16 protein-coding genes, 1 rRNA gene and 1 pseudogene are annotated in these 22,157 nt (G+C 62.4%); 13 read left to right on the top strand and 5 right to left on the bottom strand.

Translation table 11 applies throughout. The annotated features are described in order from the left end of the window. Positions 1-502: pseudogene (locus Y708_RS29880) on the bottom strand (class I SAM-dependent methyltransferase); the annotation flags it as partial. Positions 503-602: 100 nt separating this feature from the next. Between Y708_RS29880 and Y708_RS0114045 the strand changes: the two are divergent. Continuing rightward, entirely contained in the window at positions 603-1,352 is a 750-nt protein-coding gene (locus tag Y708_RS0114045) for a phosphoglyceromutase (protein WP_028280420.1), read from the top strand. Between the two features lie 93 nt (positions 1,353-1,445). On the opposite strand, the gene phoU is transcribed toward Y708_RS0114045, so the two are convergent. Beyond that, entirely contained in the window at positions 1,446-2,105 is a 660-nt protein-coding gene (gene phoU, locus Y708_RS0114040) for a phosphate signaling complex protein PhoU (RefSeq protein ID WP_028280419.1), read from the bottom strand. Between the two features lie 171 nt (positions 2,106-2,276). Between phoU and Y708_RS0114035 the strand changes: the two genes are divergently transcribed. Next, the gene (locus Y708_RS0114035) at positions 2,277-3,515 is read left to right on the top strand and encodes a sensor histidine kinase (protein ID WP_028280418.1); all 1,239 of its coding nucleotides are present in this window, start codon (positions 2,277-2,279) and stop codon (positions 3,513-3,515) included. Next, positions 3,512-4,192 (top strand): response regulator transcription factor, encoded by a 681-nt coding sequence (locus Y708_RS0114030; RefSeq protein ID WP_028280417.1) that lies wholly within the window; start codon positions 3,512-3,514, stop codon positions 4,190-4,192. The genes Y708_RS0114035 and Y708_RS0114030 overlap by 4 nt, the downstream gene beginning before the upstream one ends. A gap of 3 nt (positions 4,193-4,195) precedes the next feature. Here Y708_RS0114030 and Y708_RS0114025 read toward each other — a convergent pair whose 3' ends face one another. Beyond that, positions 4,196-4,729 carry a hypothetical protein gene (locus Y708_RS0114025; protein WP_028280416.1) on the bottom strand — a complete coding sequence of 178 codons (534 nt, stop codon included), beginning with the start codon at positions 4,727-4,729 and terminating at the stop codon, positions 4,196-4,198. Positions 4,730-4,976: 247 nt separating this feature from the next. Between Y708_RS0114025 and Y708_RS0114020 the strand changes: the two genes are divergently transcribed. From Y708_RS0114020 to glgX, 6 genes are all read left to right on the top strand, one after another. Beyond that, positions 4,977-5,459, top strand: coding sequence for a CarD family transcriptional regulator (locus tag Y708_RS0114020; protein WP_028280415.1), 483 nt, complete (start codon positions 4,977-4,979; stop codon positions 5,457-5,459). Between the two features lie 62 nt (positions 5,460-5,521). Continuing rightward, positions 5,522-6,223, top strand: coding sequence for a 2-C-methyl-D-erythritol 4-phosphate cytidylyltransferase (ispD, locus tag Y708_RS0114015; protein WP_028280414.1), 702 nt, complete (start codon positions 5,522-5,524; stop codon positions 6,221-6,223). Beyond that, the gene (ispF, locus tag Y708_RS25165; protein ID WP_035776408.1) at positions 6,220-6,735 is read left to right on the top strand and encodes a 2-C-methyl-D-erythritol 2,4-cyclodiphosphate synthase; all 516 of its coding nucleotides are present in this window, start codon (positions 6,220-6,222) and stop codon (positions 6,733-6,735) included. The genes ispD and ispF overlap by 4 nt, the downstream gene beginning before the upstream one ends. After that, positions 6,732-8,195, top strand: a complete 1,464-nt coding sequence (gene cysS, locus Y708_RS0114005; RefSeq protein WP_028280413.1) for a cysteine--tRNA ligase — start codon at positions 6,732-6,734, stop codon at positions 8,193-8,195. Before ispF ends, cysS begins: the two co-directional genes overlap by 4 nt. A 66-nt stretch (positions 8,196-8,261) precedes the next feature. Next, positions 8,262-9,248, top strand: coding sequence for a 23S rRNA (guanosine(2251)-2'-O)-methyltransferase RlmB (gene rlmB / locus Y708_RS0114000; RefSeq protein ID WP_028280412.1), 987 nt, complete (start codon positions 8,262-8,264; stop codon positions 9,246-9,248). 25 nt (positions 9,249-9,273) lie between these two features. Next, positions 9,274-11,367 (top strand): glycogen debranching protein GlgX, encoded by a 2,094-nt coding sequence (gene glgX / locus Y708_RS0113995; protein WP_028280411.1) that lies wholly within the window; start codon positions 9,274-9,276, stop codon positions 11,365-11,367. Between the two features lie 3 nt (positions 11,368-11,370). Here the strand turns inward: glgX and glgP are convergent, their stop codons facing one another. Then, positions 11,371-13,983: an alpha-glucan family phosphorylase gene (gene glgP / locus Y708_RS0113990; protein WP_028280410.1), complete on the bottom strand. Its 2,613-nt coding sequence runs from the start codon at positions 13,981-13,983 to the stop codon at positions 11,371-11,373. Positions 13,984-14,171: 188 nt separating this feature from the next. Between glgP and Y708_RS0113985 the strand changes: the two genes are divergently transcribed. Genes Y708_RS0113985 through glgB form a run of 3 tightly spaced genes read left to right on the top strand, consistent with a single transcriptional unit; the run spans position 14,172 to position 21,609 of the window. Then, the gene (locus tag Y708_RS0113985; RefSeq protein WP_028280409.1) at positions 14,172-16,175 is read left to right on the top strand and encodes an alpha-1,4-glucan--maltose-1-phosphate maltosyltransferase; all 2,004 of its coding nucleotides are present in this window, start codon (positions 14,172-14,174) and stop codon (positions 16,173-16,175) included. Continuing rightward, positions 16,175-17,941, top strand: a complete 1,767-nt coding sequence (treS, locus tag Y708_RS0113980) for a maltose alpha-D-glucosyltransferase (RefSeq protein ID WP_028280408.1) — start codon at positions 16,175-16,177, stop codon at positions 17,939-17,941. Before Y708_RS0113985 ends, treS begins: the two co-directional genes overlap by 1 nt. Further along, the gene (glgB, locus tag Y708_RS0113975) at positions 17,941-21,609 is read left to right on the top strand and encodes a 1,4-alpha-glucan branching protein GlgB (RefSeq protein ID WP_028280407.1); all 3,669 of its coding nucleotides are present in this window, start codon (positions 17,941-17,943) and stop codon (positions 21,607-21,609) included. Before treS ends, glgB begins: the two co-directional genes overlap by 1 nt. Before the next feature lie 35 nt (positions 21,610-21,644). Here glgB and Y708_RS30460 read toward each other — a convergent pair whose 3' ends face one another. Continuing rightward, a complete protein-coding gene (locus Y708_RS30460; RefSeq protein WP_216699799.1) occupies positions 21,645-22,022 on the bottom strand; it encodes a hypothetical protein in 378 nt (125 codons plus the stop codon). Here Y708_RS30460 and Y708_RS0113970 point away from each other — a divergent pair. After that, positions 22,022-22,157: ribosomal RNA gene (locus Y708_RS0113970) — 16S ribosomal RNA — on the top strand; the annotation flags it as partial. The genes Y708_RS30460 and Y708_RS0113970 overlap by 1 nt on opposite strands.

Genomic DNA, 22,157 nt, shown 5'->3' with positions numbered 1-22,157 from the left:
CAAACCTCATCGAGATACTCAGCGACACCGGGCCGGCAGGGGACAGGGCAACCCACGTTGCACGACGCCCTATCTCGTCACACGTACCGTCGATGAACAATCCGGAAGGCATCAGACGGGTGCAGACGCGGGTCCAGTGCGCGGCATACTCGTCTTCGCCATACTGCCGCAGCACGTTGAACGCACGAATGAAAACGGGCTGGCCATCCACCGGAATCTCGAAACCGCCCCGCAGGAAGCGCAGCCCGGGCTGTTCAAGGTGCCGGGCCGCCAGCACCCGTGCCGGATCGATTTCGATCCCAACCACCGATACATCCCCGCGCACTGCCCGCAGCCGGGCGAAGAGCTCGACGGCCGTGACTGGACCAGCTCCGTAACCCAGATCGACCACCAGCGGGTCCGCCGCCGCTCGAAGACGCCAGGCCTGCGGCCCGGCGAGCCAGCGATCCAGCCTGCGCAGCCGGTTGGGATTGGTGGTGCCGCGGGTGATGCTTCCGGTCATTTTCCCGGGAGAGATCGATTCATGCCGCACCGTTAAAAGAGTACGGGTAACAGAAGCACGCCCGGATGCCGCCGAAGCCCAAATACGGCAGACTGATGCCATGACTTCATACAAACTGATTCTGCTGCGCCATGGCCAAAGTGACTGGAACGAGAGGAACCTCTTCACCGGCTGGGTAGATGTGGCACTGACGGAGCTGGGCCGCAAGGAAGCCGTCCGCGGCGGCGAGCTGCTGGTCGAGGCAGGGCTTCTGCCCGATATCGTGTACACGTCCCGCCAGAAGCGCGCCATCATCACCGCGAATCTCGCGCTGGAGGCCGCCGACCGCAGCTGGATCGATGTCAAGCGCGACTGGCGGTTGAATGAGCGTCACTACGGCGCACTCCAAGGCAAGGACAAGGCTCAGACGCTCGCGGAATACGGCGAGCAGCAGTTCATGGAGTGGCGCCGGTCCTACGACACTCCGCCGCCGCCCCTCGACGATGCCAGCGAGTACTCACAGGCAAACGACCCCCGCTACGCGGACCTTGGCGACGACGTGCCGCGCACAGAGTGCCTCAAGGACGTCCTGGAACGCTTCCTTCCCTACTGGGAATCGGACATCACTGTGGACATCAAGGCGGGCAAAACCGTGCTGATCGCGGCCCATGGCAACTCGCTCCGGGCGCTGGTCAAGCACCTCGACGGCATCAGCGACGCCGACATCGCCTCCCTGAACATCCCCACCGGAATCCCACTGGTTTACGAGCTGGATGAGGACCTCAGGCCGGTCAAGGCCGGCGGCACCTACCTGGATGCGGATGCGGCGGCAGCGGCAATCGAAGCCGTGGCGAACCAGGGCAAGCACTAACCAACCATGTACGACGACGCCGGCCCGTTTCCGGTGGTGACCAAGCGAGGGACGAGCGCGTGGAGACCCGGCGTCATCGTACGTTAAGGGCTCTTAGTTGAGCGGCGCGCTGGGCTGCCACTCGCCCGTGACCAGGTAGGTCACCTTGCGGGCTACGGAGACGCCGTGGTCTGCGAAACGTTCAAAGTAGCGGCTGGCCAGGGTGACGTCAACGGTGGTGGGGGCGGAAGCGTTCCAGTCCTCGGTGGCGATGGCTTTGAAAACACCGGCGTGGAGTTCGTTCACCCGCGCGTTGTGGGCGTAGATCTCATTGCTGAGCTCCAGATTACGGGTCTCCAGAAGCTCGGTGACTTTGACTGCGATCTTTACGTCCAGTTCCGCAAGCTCCACAAACGTGGGACGGATGGCCTCGGGGACAACGTTTTCGGGGAACCGCAGACGGGCCAGCTGCGCTACGTGGCGGGCGAGGTCTCCCATCCGCTCCAGTGAAGCACTCATCCGCAGCGCGCCAACAATCATGCGCAGGTCACTTGCCACCGGACCCTGCAGCGCGAGGATGTCAATGGCGCGCTCATCCAGGTCATTCTGCAGGAAATCGATTCTGGCGTCAGCCGCGATAACTTCCTGCGCTATCTCGGTGTCGGCACTTTCAAAGGCAGTGGTTGCCTTCTGCATCGCCTCCGAGACAAGTTGCGAAATTTCGATGAGCCCCTCACCGATCTGGTGAAGCTCCGCTTGAAAAACCTTACGCACGAAGGCGTCCTTTCCTCATGTGTTGCATGACGCGCAGTTGCACAGTCCCACACAGCAGATTCTCAGTTGCCCGTTAACTGTTACGCCTCTTTAGGTGAACGTTAGTTGAACCGCGGGGCTATTGCCACCGGATCAGGGTTTGCGCCCCCGCAGTGCGCATAAGCTATGAACGTGGATCCCGTTCTCCTGAGTCTTGCCGCCGGTTTGGTGGGCCTCGCCATCGGCATTTCCGGGATGGCTGCCTTCCGATTGAGCGAGGTGCAGCGGCGCGCGGTGATCTACATTGACGAGCCCAACCTTCCCGAAGGCGCCGCGGAGGTGCTGTCCATCATCGGGCGCGCCTACGTGATCGTCGATGCCATCGATGGTGTGGTCAGGGCCAGTCCCGCGGCGTACGCGTTTGGTCTGGTCCGCGGCCATACGGTTGTCCATCCTGAGTTACTGCAACTGACGGCGAGGGTTCGCCGGGACGGTGTCATTGAGGAGCGCCACCTTGAGCTTCCCCGCGGCCCCCTGGGCCAGGGCACCATCATAGTGCAGGCGAGGGTCGCTTCGCTCGGCGAAGAGTATATCCTGATTCTGGCCGATGACCGGACTGAGATCACCCGCACCGAGGAGATCCGGAACGACTTCGTGGCGAACGTTTCCCACGAACTCAAGACGCCGGTGGGCGCCATTTCCCTCCTGGCAGAGGCCATGGATGACGCCGCGGAGGACGAAGTTGCTGTCCGGCGGTTCGCCCAACGCATGCATAAGGAGTCCGGCCGGCTTTCCGCGCTGGTGCAGGACATCATCGAGCTATCTCGGTTGCAGGGCGCCGACGTGGTTCGCAGAGGCAAGCCCGTGGACATCAACGCCGTAATTTCCGAAGCCGTGGACCGCAACAAGCTGCCAGCGGAAAGCAAGCACATTGACATTGTGGTGGGCGGCCGGGTGGACGAGCTGGTGTACGGCGATCCGGACCTGCTCATGACCGCGTTCCGCAACCTCATTGACAATGCCATCCGGTACTCGCCTGAGGGGACCAGGGTAGGCGTGGGCCTGCGTTCCCGCGACGGGCTGGCGCAGATTTCAGTCACGGACCAGGGCCTGGGCATCACGCCTGAGGAGCAGGAGCGGATCTTTGAACGCTTCTACCGCATCGACGCGGCGCGTTCCAGGCAAACGGGAGGAACCGGCCTTGGCCTCAGCATCGTGAAGCACGTGGTTTCCAACCACGGCGGCGAGGTCACTGTATGGTCGCAGGCGGGCCAGGGGAGCACGTTCACTGTTCGCCTCCCGGAGATGGAACCGGCAGAGACCGACGACGCCGGCCCGGACGCGCGCGGGCAGGCACCAGATCAGCAGAAGGCGCGAAAAAGCGACAAAAAGGGCGGCTCTGCTGCCCATGAGCAAGGAGTTAGTGCTTGAGCCGCATCCTGATTGTGGAGGACGAAGAGTCCTTCAGTGATCCACTGTCCTATTTGCTCGGCAAGGAAGGGTTCGAGGTTGCGGTCGTGGACAACGGCCTCGACGCGGTTCTCGAGTTTGACCGCGCCGGCGCCGACCTTGTTCTGCTTGATCTGCAACTGCCCGGTATGTCCGGAACCGAAGTCTGCAGACAGCTCCGGCAGCGGTCAACCGTTCCGGTGATCATGCTGACGGCCAAGGATTCCGAAATCGACAAGGTTGTTGGACTGGAGCTTGGAGCGGACGATTACGTTACCAAGCCGTACTCCTCGCGCGAACTTGTTGCCCGGGTGCGGGCGGTGCTTCGTCGGCAGGGTGAACCTGAGGAGCTGGTGTCCAACACCGTCCAGGCGGGCCCGGTGCGCATGGACATTGAACGCCACGTGGTGAGCGTGAACGGCGAGCAGGTTTCCCTGCCGCTGAAAGAGTTCGAGCTGCTGGAGATGCTCCTGCGTAACTCTGGTCGGGTGCTGACCCGTGGGCAGCTGATCGACAGGGTCTGGGGATCGGACTACGTTGGCGACACCAAAACGCTCGACGTTCACGTCAAGCGCCTGCGCAGCAAGGTGGAGCCTGATCCCTCGAATCCCCGTTACCTGGTCACCGTGCGGGGGCTGGGTTACAAGTACGAGGCTTGAGGCCTATTCGCCCTCGGACTCGCTGTCTTCTTCCTCAGTGGGCTCCGGGTCCGGTGTGAATCCGCCGGGAACGTATTCGCGGTACGCCTCCAGCGTGCCGTCCAGGACGGGAACGCGAATCGTGGCGGACTCTGAGTTGACGGTGAAATCCAGGTCCACCAGTGCGCCGGGGATTTCGCTGACGCCCTGCAGGGTGCCGTCGTCGTCGACCTCGTCCTCGAAGACGTACTTACCTTCAGCGGGGATGGTGATCTGTGAGCTCTCGTTCTCGCCGTCAATCGTGACCTGAACCGCAGAGTCCGACTCGTTGAAAAGTGTTCCCAGCAGCGTTCCCGGTTCCCCTTCATCCGACGTGATGATCAGGACGTTGCGCAACAGCACCGGGCCAACGCTGTCAACGATGCCGTCGGATGCCGCGTACTGGATGGTTGTTGCCTGCGGATTGACGGCGGCACACCCGGTGGCTCCAAGGATGGCGAACACTGCTGCCCCGGCAGCCACGGCCTGCTGCGCTCGTTTCTTCGGTGCACTCTTCACGGCACGGACTCCTGAGGGTAACTGGTCAACTTGACCGGCGGACAAAGCTGAGACAAGCCTATCGGCAACCAGTCGAATTGTTGGCCATCAGGTTAGCCAACGAAATGATATAGATCACCTAAAGACTGATTCGTCAAGGGGCGAAGGATAACCAATAAAACCCATTAGGCCGTGCTGACCTGCGAAAACGCGCCATCGGCGTGTCGAATTCGTGATAAACTGATCTGCGGGAAAGGGGAATGTCCACATGGTTTTTGAGGTCGGCGAAACAGTAGTTTATCCTCACCACGGCGCAGCGAAGATCGAAGAGATCAAGATGCGCGTTATCAAGGGCGAAGAGAAGATGTATCTCAAGCTCAAGGTGGCGCAGGGTGATCTGACCATTGAAGTTCCAGCAGAAAACGTTGACCTCGTTGGGGTGCGCGATGTAGTGGGCAAGGAAGGCCTCGAGCATGTTTTTGATGTGCTTCGGGCCGAGTTCACTGAAGAGCCCACCAACTGGTCGCGTCGCTATAAGGCCAACCTGGAGAAGCTTGCTTCCGGTGACGTCATTAAGGTCGCGGAAGTTGTCCGTGACCTTTGGCGCCGGGATCATGACCGCGGGTTGTCGGCTGGCGAGAAGAGGATGCTGGCAAAGGCCAGACAGATTCTGATCTCCGAACTGGCTCTGGCTGAAAAGACAGATGAAGAGAAAGCGGCAAGCGTCCTGGACGAGGTACTTGCTTCCTGACTTTGAGAGGGACTGCCACGCGGCGGTCCCTCTTTTTGTCTGTCTGGCACTAGGGTAAGCCCGTGTTGGAACAGCAAACAGGGATCATCCTCGTCGCGGCGGGTACCGGCGAGCGCCTGGGGCTGGGTGTGCCCAAGGCTCAGGCACTTTGCGGCGGCATCACGCTGCTGGAACATGCGCTTTCAACGTGCCTTGAGTCGGGCGTCGCCGTACACACCTGTGTAGTGGTTCCGGCAGGTGACACTGTGCTCCGCGACATCATCGATTCAGTGACCGGTTCACACCAGCACCGTGGCATCGTAACAACGGTCGACGGCGGTGCGTCGCGTCCCGAATCGGTACGCGCGGGTTTGGCTGCACTTCCTTCCACCATCAGTCATGTCCTCGTCCACGATGCGGCGCGCGCGCTGACTCCAGTCAATGTTTTCCAGCGGGTCGCGGAGACACTGGTCCAGGGGGCGCAGGCGGTGATTCCCGGCGTCGAAGTGGTTGACACGATCAAGAGCGTGAGCGGCGGGCAGGTGACAGGTACGCCAAGCCGGGCCAATCTCCGGGCCATCCAGACACCGCAGGGGTTTTCGGCAGGTCTTCTTCGCCGGGCGCATGACACGCCTGCCGACGGGCACATCACCGATGACGCGATGCTGATCGAATCGCTTGGCATCCCCGTCAACGTAGTGGAGGGTGCGGCGGAAGCCTTCAAGATCACCACACCGCAGGACCTCATCCTCGCCGAATCCATCCTGCAGCGGAGGCATCCATGAACCCCATTCCACGCACCGGGATCGGTGTGGACATCCACGCCTACGCACCACTTGACGATCCGCAGCCCCTGTGGCTCGCGGGCCTGCACTGGGAGGGGGAGCGCGGACTGGCAGGTCATTCCGACGGCGATCCGGTGGCGCACGCAGCCGCTGACGCCCTGTTCTCGGCAGCCGGGATAGGCGACCTTGGAACCCATTTTGGGACCGACCGACTGGAGTTCAAGGGCGCATCAGGGACAACCCTCCTGACCGAAGCTGCACGGCTTGTCCGCGAGGCCGGCTTTGACATCGGAAATATTGCTGTCCAGTTTGTGGGGAACCGCCCCAAGTTCGCGCCACGCCGCCAGGAAGCTGAGGCCACCCTGAGTGAAGCCGCCGGCGCGCCCGTGAGTGTGTCCGCCACTACCAGCGACGGGCTTGGATTTACCGGCAAAGGTGAAGGGATCGCTGCGGTGGCAACCGCCGTCGTCGTGCTTGTGGGCGATCCCACGCCGGGTAATCTGGAGCGGTGAGCCTCAGATTCTATGACACCGCAACCGCCGAAGTCCGCGACTTTGTCCCCCTCAATCCGGGAACGGCGAGCGTCTACTACTGCGGTGCCACGGTGCAGGGGATGCCGCATGTTGGCCACATCCGTTCAGCGATCGCGTTTGACCAGTTGGTCCGTTGGCTGGAGATCCGCGGGCACAAGGTCACGGTTGTCCGCAATGTCACGGACATCGATGACAAGATCCTCGCTAAGTCCAAGGCGTCCTTCGGGCTGGACTGGATGGAACAGCCAGAGGACGGGGTCGTGGAAAACGAGGAATGGTGGGCCCTTGCCTACCGGTATGAGCAGGAGTTCCTCAAGGCTTATGACACTCTGGGTGTTCAACGCCCCACCTACGAGCCCCGCGCCACCGGTCACATCCCGGAAATGCATGAGCTCATCCAACTGCTCATCGACCGCGGACACGCCTACCCCGCACTTGATGACTCAGGTGACGTGTATTTCGACGTGCGATCGTGGGCGAACTACGGTTCGCTGACCCGGCAGAACATTGACGACATGCAGGGAGCACCCGACGCCGACCCGAGGGGAAAGCGGGATCCGCGCGACTTCGCGCTGTGGAAGGGGTGGAAAGAAGGAGAGCCGACGACGGCGGCCTGGCCCAGCCCCTGGGGCAGTGGACGCCCAGGCTGGCACCTGGAATGCTCGGCGATGGTCACCAAGTATTTGGGCATGGAATTCGACATCCACGGCGGCGGCCTGGACCTGAGGTTCCCCCACCACGAGAACGAGATGGCACAGTCCCAGGCGGCCGGTCACGCCTTCGCCAGGTTCTGGATGCACAACGGCATGGTCACCTATCAGGGCGAGAAGATGTCCAAATCCGTCGGTAATACCGTCAGCCCCGCGGAGATGCTGGCCATCGCCAGCCCCAGGGTTGTCCGCTATTACCTGGGCCAGGCCCACTACCGGTCCGTTCTGGACTACCGGCCAACGTCGCTGCAGGAGGCGGCTGCCGCCGTCGAACGCATTGACGGCTTTGTTGGAAAGGCCTGCAGCAAGGTGTACGGCGGTTCTTTCGCCTTCGCCCCGATGGCGCACCTCCCGCCCGCATTTGGCGAGGCCATGGATGATGACCTGAATGTCCCGCGGGCCCTCGCCGTTCTGCATGAAGCGGTGAGGGGTGGAAACTCGGCACTCGCAGCGGGGGATACGGCGGTCGCGGAGGAGGCGCTGAACAAGGTGATGACCATGATCTGGGCATTGGGACTCGATGATGTACAGGACCCGGACGGTCAATCGTCCGCCCCGGAGCATACGGCGCTTGATTCACTGATCCGATCGCAGTTGGCGGAGCGCACGTCCGCCAGGGAGGCCAAGGACTGGACCCGGGCGGACGCCATCCGTGATGCGCTGGCACAGGCGGGAATTGCGGTGGAGGACTCCGCTGACGGCGTTCAGTGGAGCCTGGCGGAGCGCTGAATTCCGAAGGCCCGGCCCCCGCGTAAACTGGGGGTAAGCGTGTCTTCTATCTAAAGGTGTTTTCCCATGGCCAATCACGGACGTCCCGGCGCGGTGCGCAAACTGAAAAAGGGCCCCACAACCGGTACCGGGGGCCACGGACGGAAGGCTCTTGAGGGCAAAGGGCCCACACCCAAGGCCGAGGACCGCCCGTACCATAAGTCCCACAAGAGCAAGCAGCTTTCCGAGCGCTCTGCCGCAAAGCGCGCCGGCGGCCGGAACCCCGGACCAGGGCGAGGCGGCAAAGGCAAAGCGGCGGAGGAGCTGGTGACGGGACGCAACGCCGTGGTCGAGGCGCTGCGGGCCGGCATCCCAGCGAAAGCGCTCCATGTGGCCGTCCGTATCGACGTCGATGACAGGGTCCGGGAGTCCCTCAAGCTTGCCACCGAGCGCGGCATCCCGCTCATGGAGACCGGCAAGCCGGAGCTGGACCGCATGGCTGACGGCTCTGTGCATCAGGGAGTGGCTTTGCAGATCCCGCCGTACGAGTACGCGGACGGGCTCGACCTCGCGGGCGAAACCATGGCCAAGTGGAAGAAGGGCCATATTTCCAATGCACCGCTTTTCGTGGCGCTCGACGGAATCACGGATCCCCGCAACCTTGGGGCCATCATCCGTTCCGCGTCGGCGTTCAGCGGACACGGCGTCATTGTTCCGGAAAGGCGTTCGGTCGGCGTCACGGCCTCGGCATGGAAGACCAGCGCGGGGGCTGCTGTCCGCGTACCGGTTGCCCGGGTAGGCAACCTGAATTCCACGCTCAAGTCCTTCAAGGACCTTGGTATTTTTGTGTTGGGGCTCGACGGCGACGGCGATGTTTCGCTGCCCGACCTCACCCTGGGCTCGGAGCCCGTGTGTTTGGTGGTTGGCTCGGAGGGCAAGGGCCTGTCCCGGCTGGTCCGGGAAAACTGCGACCAGATAGTGTCCATCCCCATCGATTCGGCCATGGAGTCGCTGAACGCGTCCATGGCTGTGGGCATCAGCCTGTACGAAATCTCCCGCCAGCGCTCAGCCTGACGCCCGGGAGTAACGAACAACCACCATGAGCCTGTCCATCAAACTGAGTCCGCCGTCCCCTGCGTTCCCCCTGGGTGTGCACCCCGCTGTGTCAGGTCAGCCGGGCAAGCGGAATGTTGCCGTCTACGCCCCCGGTGTGTCGGCCCTTGAGATCCATTTTGAGCGCGCTGACGGGACCTGGGACTCGGCGGCGCTCCCCGATGTGACCGATGGTGTCCACCACGGACTGGTTGACGGCTTGCATCCGGAGAGCCGTTACGGTTTCTGGCCGGTGAACCAGGAACTTCCCGGCACACCCGGAGAGGTCCAGCTCCTGGTGGACCCGTATGCCAGGGCAATCGATACGGTCTGGGCTAACGGCCGGGCAGTGTACTGGTCAATGACGGTCTCCGGCGGCTTCGACTGGGGAAACTCCTCACCGCCACGCATCCCCTGGCGGGACACGGTGATCTATGAAGCGCACGTCAAAGGAATGACGCAGCTCCATCCCGACATTCCCAAGGAACTCCGGGGCACGTACGCAGGGCTGGCACACCCCGTGATGATTGGGTACCTCAAGGACCTTGGTATCACTGCGGTGGAGCTTCTCCCCATCCACTTTCATATTGATGAGCCGCATCTCGAGCCGCTGGGCCTCACCAACTACTGGGGCTACAACACACTTGGATACTTTGCGCCGCACTCGGCCTACGCCACCGAGGCTGCCCGCAGCGCCGGGCCCAAAGCGGTGTTGGATGAGATCAAGGGCATGGTCAAGCTCCTGCATGAAGCCGGGATCGAGGTCCTCCTGGACGTGGTCTACAACCACACCGCTGAGGGCCCGCAGGATGAGCCTGTGCTCAGCTGGCGCGGACTCGCGGACACGCGTTATTACCGCCATGACGGCGACGGCCGCTACCTGGACACCACCGGTTGCGGCAATACCCTGAACTTTGCCGAGCCCCGAGTGGTGGGGTTTGCGCTCGATTCGTTGCGCTACTGGGTTGAGGAGTTGGGGATTGACGGCTTCCGGTTTGACCTTGCCGTTGCCATGGGGCGCGATGAAAATCACCAGTTCACGCCGCTTCACCCCTTCCTGGTGGCCGTGGGCACGGACGCTGTCTTGAAGGGAACCAAGCTCATCGCTGAGCCCTGGGACGTGGGCATGAATGGCTGGCAGACCGGCAACTTCCCGCAGGGGTGGGCCGATTGGAATGACCGTTACAGAGACACCGCCCGCGATTTTTGGCTCGCCGACCAGGCGGCGCTGAGCCGTGGCGGCCAGGGCGGCTCGGTTGCGCGCCTTGCAAGTTCCCTGGCCGGTTCGGCCGATGTTTTTGCGCGCTCGGGACGTACGGCCCTCTCCTCCATCAACCTGATCACCGCGCACGACGGTTTTACCCTTGCCGACCTCACCGCGTATAACCGCAAGCACAACGAGGACAACGGCGAGGAGAACCGCGACGGCCACAATGACAACCGAAGCTTCAACCACGGCGTCGAGGGGCCAACGGAGCAGGAGGACGTCATTGCTGCCCGGTCCCTGACCGCCCGCAACCTGATGGCCACCCTCCTGCTGTCACTTGGCGTCCCGATGATCACTGCCGGCGACGAATTCGGGCGCACTCAACACGGCAACAACAACGCCTATTGCCAGGACACCGAGCTTGCGTGGCTGAACTGGAACCACGGCCCGCAGGCAGCCGCCATGCTGGACACAACCCGTTCGCTGCTCCGCATCCGACGCGAGTTCCTGGAGCAGCAGCCGCACAGCTATCCTGCGCGCGAGGACAGCTCATACCTCCTGTGGTTTGGCGCAGATGGGTCGCCGATGACCCAGGACCAGTGGTCCAATCCGGGTTGCCGCGCCGTTCAAGTGCTGTTGGGATCTCCCGACGGCGTCCTCGACGGACTGGTGGTTGTTAATGGCAGCCTGGAGGATGCGCCCATCACGCTGCCGGAGCCGGCTACCTTGCGCGAGTTCGGCGTGCCGGACACCGCGAAGCAGATGTTCGAACTGCGATTCACCACGTCGGAGTTCAACGAACAACGCCGCGGCGCACGTCTTCGCGCGGGCGAGACGGACATCGCGGCGTCCAATTCGGTGACGGTCTACCGGGCGGGCCGCATCCAGGCCTGACTGCTAGGCGTTGACCACCAGTCCGAGCTCCGCCTTGGAGGCCAGACTTTCGTGGCGTGGGAGCACCCGGACGGTGTAGCCGAAGGACCCCGAGTGGTCGATGACAATTCCGCCGCTGAAGAGGAACCGGCCGCGGCTGAGGTCCTCCGAGACCTCCAGGCTGGCCAGGGAAACGTCGCTGAGCTCGTCACTGTCCGAAGCCCGGCCATACGCCACCTCCACGGTGACATCATCCGGGCTGATGCTGCCCAGTGAAATGTACGCATTGACCGTCAGTGAGTCACCGATTTGTGGATCCTCGGTCACGCCGATCGAATCGATGTGCTCCACCTGGACGCCGGACCACCCATCATTGATGCGCGAGCGCCAGGCCGCCGTCCGCCGCGCGGCATCGAAGTTGCTCTCTGTTGCAATGCGGCCGGCGCGCCAGGCCGGCTGGTAGAGCTTCCCAACGTAATCCTGCAGCATCCGCTCAGCTGATACGGCTGGTCCGAGCTTGGCCATCGTGTGCTTGATCATGGCCACCCATTGGTGCGGAACGCCGTCGCGCGATGGTGCGGAAGGGCCGGCCGCGCCCGCGCCCGCCGGCGCAATGGTGCTGTAGAACCGAGGAGCGACCTGCTCCTCCAAGAGGTTGTAGAGCGCCGTTGCCTCGATGTCGTCCCGTTCTTCGGCACTGGCGCCGTTATTGGCAGTTGGGATCGCCCAGCCGTTGTCGCCGTCGTACATCTCGTCCCACCAGCCGTCAAGGACGGACAGATTCAGCCCGCCGTTGATCGCGGACTTCATGCCGGACGTGCCACACGCCTCGAGCGGGCGCAGCGGGTTGTTCAGCCACACATCGCAGCCGGGGAACAGGGTGCGGGCCATGGCGATGTCGTAATTGGGCAGGAAAACGATCCGGTGGCGGACCTCCGGGTCGTCAGTGAACCGCACCAGATCCTGGATCATGCGCTTGCCCTGCTCATCGGCAGGGTGAGACTTGCCGGCAATGACCAGCTGGATAGGGTTGGTCGGGTGCAGCAGCAGCGCCTTGAGCCGGTCCGGCTCCCGGAGCATGAGGGTGAGCCGCTTGTAGGTCGGCACGCGGCGGGCAAAGCCGATCGTGAGGATGTCAGGGTCAAGGACACTGTCCGTCCACGCGAGTTCGGCGTCGGCAGCTCCCCGCTTCTTCCAGGAGGCGCGCAGCCGGCGCCGGACATCGTCAATGAGGTTGGAGCGCATGATGCGGCGCAGCTTCCATATGTCCGCGTCCTCGACGTCGTAGACCCGGGCCCATTGGGGATCCAGGATGGAATCCACACCGAACCGCTCAAGCGCGAAGTCCGCGATCAGCGGATCAACCCAAGTGGGAACGTGCACCCCGTTGGTGACCGAGCCGATGGGAACCTCGCGGGTATCGAATCCCGGCCACAGCCCGGAGAACATCCCGCGGGATACTTCACCGTGGAGCTTGGCCACGCCGTTGGCCCGCTGTGCCAGGCGGAGACCCATGACGGCCATGTTGAACTTGGCCGGATCGCCGTCGTCGTAGTTCTCCGCTCCCAGCCCGAGGACACGGTCCGTGGGCACCGAGGGCGCCAGGCCGGCGTCGAAGAAGTGCTCGATCTGCGCGCGTTCAAAGCGGTCAATGCCGGCAGGAACCGGTGTGTGAGTGGTGAACACCGTGGACGCCCGGCCAGCGGTCAAGGCTTCTTCCCACGACATGGGGTGCGCGTTGGAGGGATCCATCAGTTCGCGGATGCGCTCGATTCCAAGGAACCCGGCGTGGCCCTCGTTGGTGTGGAACACCTCGGGCGCAGGCATGCCGGTGAGCCGCTCGAAAATCCGCAGCGCCTTGACCCCGCCCATGCCGAGCAGCAGCTCCTGCTGAAGCCGCTGGTCTCCGCCACCGCCATACAGGCGGTCGGTGACGTTGCGTGCGGCTTCATCGTTGCCGGCCACGTTGGAGTCCAGGAGGAGAAGTGGCACGCGTCCGACGTCGGCCCTCCAGATATGGGCGGAGAGCTCACGCCCGTTGGGGAGCGGAAGAACAACCGTCGCGGCGCTTCCGTCCTCCTCGCGGAGGAGCGTGAGCGGGAGGCCGTCCGGGTCCAGCACGGGATAGGTTTCCTGCTGCCAGGCGTCGCGGGACAGCGACTGCTTGAAGTAGCCCGCCTGATAGAGCAGTCCAACTCCCACCAGGGGCACGCCAAGGTCGGAGGCGGCTTTCAGGTGGTCTCCGGCCAGAATGCCGAGGCCGCCGGAATACTGCGGCAGTACAGCGCTGATGCCGTACTCCGGGGAGAAGTAGGCGATGGAGCGCGGGGCGTCGTCGCCCAGCGACTGATACCAACGGGGTTCGGACAGATAGCCGTCCAGGTCCCGGCCCAGATCCTGGATGCGGGTCACCAGCTCCTGGTTACCCGCCAGCAGCTGAAGCCTCTCCCGGGTGACGGATCCCAACAGTGTGACGGGATCGTTGCCGCTGGCTTCCCAGGCGTCAGGATCAATGTCATGGAACAGCCGCGCGGTGGGGAGGTGCCAGGACCAGCGGAGGTTGCCCGCGAGCTTGCCCAAAGGGGCAATGTTCTCGGGGAGGACGGTACGGACGGTAAATCTGCGGATTGCCTTCACCCGGGTAGGTTAGCGCACATTGACGGTCCGTGGTTGTCGATTTTGGACGCAATGCGTAAACGCTTGCGTAAACCCCGAAATAACCGCTGTGTTACGGACAGCCCCCTTAGCAATCTGGCTGAATACTCGCTAACGTCTAGTCTGTGACCACTTCCAACGAGGGACCACGCGACAGGAAAGACGCATTCATGGGCGACAATCTGCGATTTGGCCGCATTCCCATCACCAGGGTTACACCGGTGGTGGAGGACGGGCTCTTTCCATCCAAGGCAATTCCCGGATCGGACATCGTTGTTGGTGCAACGGTGTTCCGCGAGGGGCACGACCAGCTCGGTGTGTCGGCAGCACTGCGGGACCCCTCAGGCACGGAGATTCAACGGGTGAGGCTGAAGCCGGTTGGCATGGGCAGGGACCGTTACGAAGGGCTGCTGCGGCCGTCTGCTGCGGGCAGGCATTCGTTTGTGGTGGAGGGCTGGAGCGATCTCTACGGCACCTGGCATCACAACGCGGAGGTCAAAATCGCGGCCGGTGTTGACGTCGAACTCATGCTCGCCGAAGGCGCCGCACTGTTCAGCCGACACGCGCCCGACAGGCCGACCAATGAAGCTGGCGTTTTCCGCAGGGCGGCGTCAGTGCTGTCCGACGTCGAACGTCCCGTGGAAGAACGGCTGGCCGCGGGCGAATCCCGGGAGATCCGGACAGCCATAGACCGCGATCCACTGCGCGAACTGGTGACAGTATCCCGGGAATACCCTGTGCTGGTTGAGCGTGAGGCTGCTGGCCGTGGCGCCTGGTACGAATTCTTCCCGAGATCAGAGGGAGCCACCTATGATCCAGCCTCGGCGGAGTGGACTTCCGGTAACTTCATCACCGCGGCACAACGGCTTCCAGCGGTTGCGGATATGGGGTTCGACGTTATTTATCTCCCGCCCATCCATCCCATCGGCAGGACACACCGCAAGGGCCCCAACAACACGTTGACGGCGGGGCCCGGTGATCCGGGTTCGCCCTGGGCTATCGGCGCGGCGGAAGGTGGACACGACGCTATCCACCCGGATCTGGGAACTTTTGACGACTTCGACGCCTTTGTCTCGCGCGCCCACGAACTTGACCTTGAGGTAGCGCTGGACTTGGCGCTTCAAGCCGCGCCGGACCACCCGTGGGTGACTTCACACCCCGAATGGTTCACCACACGGGTGGACGGATCCATTGCCTACGCCGAGAATCCGCCGAAGAAGTATCAGGATATTTTTCCAATTAACTTCGACAACGATCCGGCTGGTCTTTCCCGGGAGGTTCTGCGGATTGTGCTCCTGTGGGTGGAGCACGGAGTGAAGATTTTCAGGGTGGACAACCCGCACACCAAACCCGTCGCATTTTGGGAATGGCTCATCGGCAAGGTCAACGAGACCCACCCGGACGTGGTCTTCCTCGCGGAGGCCTTCACCCGTCCGGCCATGATGCACGCGCTGGGCCGCGCCGGTTTCCAGCAGTCCTACACGTACTTCACCTGGCGGAACACCAAAACCGAACTGGAGGAGTACTTCACCGAGGTCAGCCAGGAGACGGCAGCCTTCTTCAGGCCCAACTTCTTTGTGAATACCCCGGACATCCTCACTCAGTTCCTGCAGTATGGCGGCCCGGCCGGCTTCAAAATCCGTGCGGTGCTCGCGGCGATGGCCAGCCCCCTATGGGGCGTGTATGCGGGCTATGAGCTTTGTGAGCACGTTGCCCGGCCCGGCGCCGAGGAATACATCGACAATGAGAAGTTCGAATACCGGCCGCGCGACTTCAAACAGGCTGAGGCTGAAGGACGCAGCCTGGCCCCGTTCCTGACCCGCCTCAACGAGATCCGCCGCGCACATCCCGCGCTGGGAGACCTGGAGAATCTAACAATTCACCAGAGCACCGATCCGGCCACCCTGGTGTTTTCGAAGTATAAGGAAACAAGTGGCGCGAAGGACGCCATCGTCGTCGTCGTCAATCTCGATCCGCACAGCGCCCGGGAAAGCACAATATCCCTCAATCTCGAAGCGCTGGGACTGGACCGGGAGGACTGCAACGAGGATGGCACCTACTGGGTGGATGATCTGATCACGGGTCAAAGCTGGCAGTGGGGAGCCCATAACTATGTCAGGCTGGATGCCCATGTGGAGCCAGCGCACATTCTTTCCGTCAGGAGGAAGCCCTAGTGGCAAACCCGTTTCAACTGAATGCGCCAGGTCTTGCACATGATCCGCATTGGTACCGCAAGGCAGTTTTTTACGAAGTGCTGGTGCGCGGTTTCGCGGACGCCAACGGCGACGGATCGGGTGACTTCACGGGATTGATCGACAGGCTGGACTACCTGCAGTGGCTTGGGGTGGATTGCCTGTGGCTGCCACCGTTCTTCAAATCCCCGTTGCGTGACGGCGGCTACGACATCGCCGATTATTACGACGTCCTGGATGAGTTCGGAACCATCAGCGACTTCAAGCGGCTGGTCGCGGAGGCCCACGCACGCGGAGTCCGGGTGATCATCGATCTTCCCCTGAACCACACTTCGGACAAGCATCATTGGTTCGAGGAATCACGAAACGATCCCGAAGGACCGTACGGAGACTTCTACGTCTGGAGCGACACCGACGAGAAGTACGAGGATGCGCGCATCATCTTCGTCGACACCGAGGAGTCCAACTGGACCTTCGACCCCGTGCGGCGACAATTTTTCTGGCACCGGTTCTTCAGCCACCAGCCTGACCTCAATTTTGAGAATCCCAAGGTCATCGAGGCATTGTTCGACGTCGTCAAGTTCTGGCTGGACCAGGGTATTGACGGCTTCCGCGCGGATGCCATCCCCTACCTCTTCGAGGAGGAGGGCACCAACTGCGAGAACCTGCCGCAAACGCATGCCTTCCTCAAGGACCTGCGCACCATGGTGGATGAAAACTATCCGGGCCGGGTGGTCATTGCGGAAGCAAACCAGATGCCCGAGGAAGTGGTGGAGTACTTCGGCGACGAGGACGGTCCGGAATGCCACATGTGCTTCCACTTTCCGATCATGCCCCGGCTTTTCTACGCTCTGCGGGACCAAAAGGCGGCGCCGATCATTGAAACGATGGCCGAAACACCTGAGATTCCCGCAGGTGCGCAGTGGGGAACCTTCCTGCGAAACCATGACGAGCTGACCCTTGAGATGGTTACCAACGAAGAGCGTGAAGCGATGCTGGGGTGGTACGCACCCGATTCACGCATGCGCGCAAACGTGGGCATCCGCCGTCGTCTGTCGCCGTTGCTGGACAACTCCCGCGCCGAAGTTGAGCTGATTCACGCGCTGCTGCTGTCCCTTCCCGGCAGCCCGTTCCTCTACTACGGCGATGAGATCGGCATGGGGGACAACATCTGGTTGGAAGACCGGGACGCGTCGCGTACTCCAATGCAATGGAATCCGGACCGGAATGCTGGATTTTCCACCGCGGACCCGGGCAAGCTTTACCTGCCGGTAGTCCAGTCGCTGGTGTACCACTACAACCACGTGAACGTGGAGGCGCAGTTGGCCAGCTCAAGTTCGCTGCTGCACTGGATGCGGCAGATGCTCGCCGTCAGGCGATCCCACCCGGCATTCGGTCTGGGAACGTACCGCAACGTTCCCACCGAGGCCGAGCCCGTGCTTGCGTTCCTGCGCGAGGTTCCGGAAGGCAATCCGGAGGGCGAGCGCCCCGACGTCGTGCTCTGTGTGTTCAACCTCTCACAGCACCCCGTGGCGGCGAGCCTCAAGCTGCCCGAATACGCAGGCCGGGGGCTCCGCGATCTCTTTGGAGGGACGCCGTTCCCTGCCTTTGCGGACGACGGTGCGCTCACCCTGACGCTCGGCAGCCATGACTTCTACTGGCTGCGGCTGCGATCAGCGAGCTCCAATATTGCGTCGCCTCTCACCGAGGCCCTTCCCGTGATCCCTATTTCGGAGGCAGTAAAGTAATGCCAGACCTGACACCTTCCTTCCCTGAACTGCTGACTGCCTGGCTTCCTAAGCAACGCTGGTTTCCAGCAAAGGGGCGGGAATTCTCCCTTAAACGCGTTGGAGGCATTCGTCTGAAGGACCCCACCGGGGACGTGGGTATCGATGTTCACCTGATCGCGGTGGAATCCGGACGCAGACGCGACGTCATCCAGGTGCCCCTGAGCTACCGCTCCGCCCCTCTGGCAGGTGCTGAGCATGCCTTGCTGGGCGAGACGGAGCACTCCGAGCTGGGACACCGCTGGGTCTACGACGGAACCCACGATCCAGTCTTCGTCTCAGCGTGGGTGGAGTTGATGCGCACAGCAGGGACAACCGCCGACGGGCGGACCAACGGGTTTGCCCTCGGTTCATTCGCTGAGTCCGCCGGCGGCGAAGCGCCCCTGAAAATCTCAGTCATGAGCGGTGAGCAGTCCAATACCTCGGTGGTTGTTTCTCCGGACGCCTTGCCCATGATTGTAAAGTTCTTCCGCGTCCTCGCGTCCGGCGAAAGCCCCGATGTCCAGGTCAGCGCCAAGCTCACCGACGCTGGATCCAAGGACGTGCCCGCTACCTTCGGCTGGGTCACGGGCAGCTGGCAGGATTCTCGCGCGGAGGACCAATGGGTCACGGGGCACCTCAGCGTGCTCCGCGACTACATCACCGGCAGCACTGACGCCTGGAGAACCGCGTCAGCCGCCGTGGCGTCCGGAACATCCTTTACCGCTGAAGCAGGGGAGCTGGGGAGGGTGCTGGCGCGGGTCCACACGCAGTTGGGTACTGCCTTTGGTAGCCGTCCTGCCAGCGCAAGCGAGATGTCGGAGTTCAGGGAATCCCTGATCCACCGGATCCAGTGGGCATGGCGGGAGGCCGGTTCCGCAGTCGGGCCCCTTGATGACGCGATCAACGCAGTGATCGAAGAGGTCCGCCGGTTGGACAGTCTGCCGGAGCTTCAACGCATCCATGCGGACCTTCACCTAGGCCAGATCCTGCACACAAGGGAGGGCGGCTGGGTGGTCCTCGATTTCGAGGGTGAGCCTCTGCGCCCCGCGTCCGAGCGGAGTGTCCCCGACGTTCCGCTGCGCGACGTCGTCGGCCTGGTCCGTTCCCTCGAATACGCCGCGGGCGTCGCCGCGCACGAGTCAAAGGCAACGGTGTCCGACGCCGATGCGTGGGCTGAGCACGGTGTCGCGGCTTTCATCGAGGGTTACGTCAGCGAGGCCGGCGGAACCGTGGACAAACAGGGCGCGCTCTTCAGGGCGCTGTGGCTCGATAAGGCACTCTATGAAGTGGTGTACGAGCTCAGGAACCGGCCGGACTGGGTGGATGTGCCTGTCCATGCCGTGCGGAACATTCTTGGAGCTGGCGCTCACACCCGCGGCGCTTCCGAGGCGGACCGCGTGACGGAGGCCGCGCCGTCGTCGTCGGTTGAACCAGCGCCGGCGCCCGCGGCGGCGCCTTCCCGTGGCGGGCCGGTCCACGTCGCGGACGACGTGCTTCAACTCGTGTCAGAAGGCGGCTACCACCAGCCCCACGCCGTCCTGGGTGCCCACCTGGATGAGCATGGACTGGTCACCATCCGAACCCTGCGCAAATTGGCTCGCAGCGTCACCGCGATGACGGGCGAAAACCGTGTGGAACTGTCACACGAGCACAACGGAATCTGGGTGGGCACTCTGCCCGCGGAGCGTCCCGGACAAGTTCCGGACTACCGCTTGGAGGTGACGTATGACGGCGAACCACAGATCGCGGACGAGCCGTACCGTTTCCTTCCCACACTGGGCGAAATCGACATGCACCTCATCGCTGAGGGGCGCCATGAAACCCTGTGGACTGCGCTGGGCGCGCATGTGCGCCACTACACGTCCATGCTCGGCGACATCAACGGCGTCAGCTTCGCGGTCTGGGCGCCCAACGCCCAGGTCGTGAGGGTGAAGGCCGACTTCAACGGCTGGGACGGCTCGATCCATGCGATGCGCTCACTGGGGAGTTCGGGAATCTGGGAACTCTTTGTGCCCGGCGCTGACGCCGGCGCCTGTTACAAGTTCGAAATCCTCGGCCGCGACGGCCAATGGCGGGAGAAGGCGGACCCCATGGCGCGCGGCACTGAAGTGCCGCCGCTGACAGGTTCCCGCGTTGTCGAATCCCGGTATGTCTTTGAAGACACCGAATGGATGGACGCTCGCCCCGCCAGTGATCCGCACAACGGTCCCATGAGCGTCTACGAAGTTCATCTTGGTTCGTGGCGCGTGGGGCTTGATTACAGGCAACTGGCAGATCAACTGGTTGAGTACGTGCAGTGGCAGGGCTTCACCCACGTCGAGCTGATGCCGGTGGCGGAGCATCCCTTCGGGGGGTCCTGGGGGTACCAGGTGACTTCCTACTTCGCTCCCACCTCCCGGTTTGGGCATCCCGACGATTTCAAGCACCTGGTGGACAAACTTCACCAGGCGGGAATCGGCGTCATCATGGACTGGGTGCCGGCGCACTTCCCGAAGGACGAGTGGGCGCTGGCCCGGTTCGACGGCGACACCCTCTACGAGCATGGAGATCCCTGGCTGGGTGAACATCCCGACTGGGGCACGCTGATCTTCGACTTTGGCCGACGCGAAGTGCGCAATTTCCTGGTGGCCAATGCGCTGTACTGGTTGGAGGAATTCCACATCGATGGGCTTCGGGTAGATGCCGTGGCCTCGATGCTGTACCTCGATTATTCACGCGAGGAAGGGCAGTGGCGGCCAAACCGTTTCGGCGGCAGGGAAAACCTGGAAGCGATTTCCTTCCTGCAGGAGGTCAACGCCACAGCGTACAAGCGTGCGCCGGGAATCGTGATGATCGCCGAAGAATCAACAGCGTTCGACGGCGTCACCCGCGCCACGAGCTCCGGCGGCCTCGGTTTTGGAATCAAATGGAACATGGGTTGGATGCACGACTCCCTGGAGTACGTTGCTGAGGATCCGGTAAACCGGGCCTACCACCACAGCAAGGCCACCTTTTCTATGGTGTACGCCTACACGGAGAACTTCCTGCTGCCCATCAGCCACGACGAGGTTGTTCACGGAAAGGGCTCGCTGCTCCGCAAAATGCCCGGCGACCGCTGGCAGCAGCTAGCCAACGTGCGTGCGTACCTGGCTTTCCAATGGGCACACCCGGGGAAACAGCTGATCTTCATGGGCACCGAGTTTGCGCAGGAGTCCGAGTGGTCGGAGCAGCATGGGCTCGACTGGTGGCTTTCCGACACCATTCCCCATAAGGGCGTCCAGCAGCTGGTGCGCTCGCTGAACCACATCTACCGCGAGACCCCAGCGATGTATGTGCGGGACAACGATCCTGCAGGTTTCCAATGGATCGACGAAAATGACGGGGCTCGCAATACGCTGTCCTTCATCCGTTGGGACACTCAGGGAAATCCGCTGGTGTGCATAGCAAACTTCTCGGGTGGTCCGCATGAAGGGTTCCGTCTGGGCCTGCCATGGGCCGGCGAGTGGGTTGAGGCACTCAACACTGATGCCGAGGAATTTGGCGGATCAGGTGTCCGTAACCCGGGTGGGGTCCACGCCTCTGAGGGCCCGTGGAACGGTCAACCCGCGTTCGCGGATGTCCGCGTTCCGCCCCTTGGTGTCCTATACCTAACGCCGGCCAAATCCTGAGCGGACGGCCCGTTTACATCTACGCGGATTCGGTGCTAGAGTTTATATCCGCGCTGATCGAGCATCCGGGTCGGGTTGCCACTCATAGAACTTCGGTTCATCTCACTTTCGAAAGCTGATTTGAGAGCCTGTGTGGCGGCTGATTTGACCGGGTTGGGTTTGGCGGGTAAGTTTGAAAAGTTGCTCCGGAGCGATGGCAGTGCCTGTTTGGGTGTTGTTTGGTGCCGGGTGTGTCTGTTGTTTGAGAACTCAATAGTGTGCCATGTTTGTTGATACCGATTGTTTTTTGATTGGTTGAATTTGGCCATGTGATGCCTTTTGTGGTGTTGTGTGGTTGTTTTTGGCTGGTTTCGAATTTTGTGCGTGCCTGTTGCCGATTTTTCCTTGGTGGTGGGTGCGTGTCTGTTTTTCATTTACGGAGAGTTTGATCCTGGCTCAGGATGAACGCTGGCGGCGTGCTTAACACATGCAAGTCGAACGATGATCTCCAGCTTGCTGGGGGGATTAGTGGCGAACGGGTGAGTAACACGTGAGTAACCTGCCCTTGA

Origin of the sequence: Arthrobacter sp. H5 (assembly GCF_000520595.1) — a bacterium.
GTDB lineage: Bacteria > Actinomycetota > Actinomycetes > Actinomycetales > Micrococcaceae > Arthrobacter_D.
This window is presented reverse-complemented; position numbering and strand designations above follow the sequence as displayed.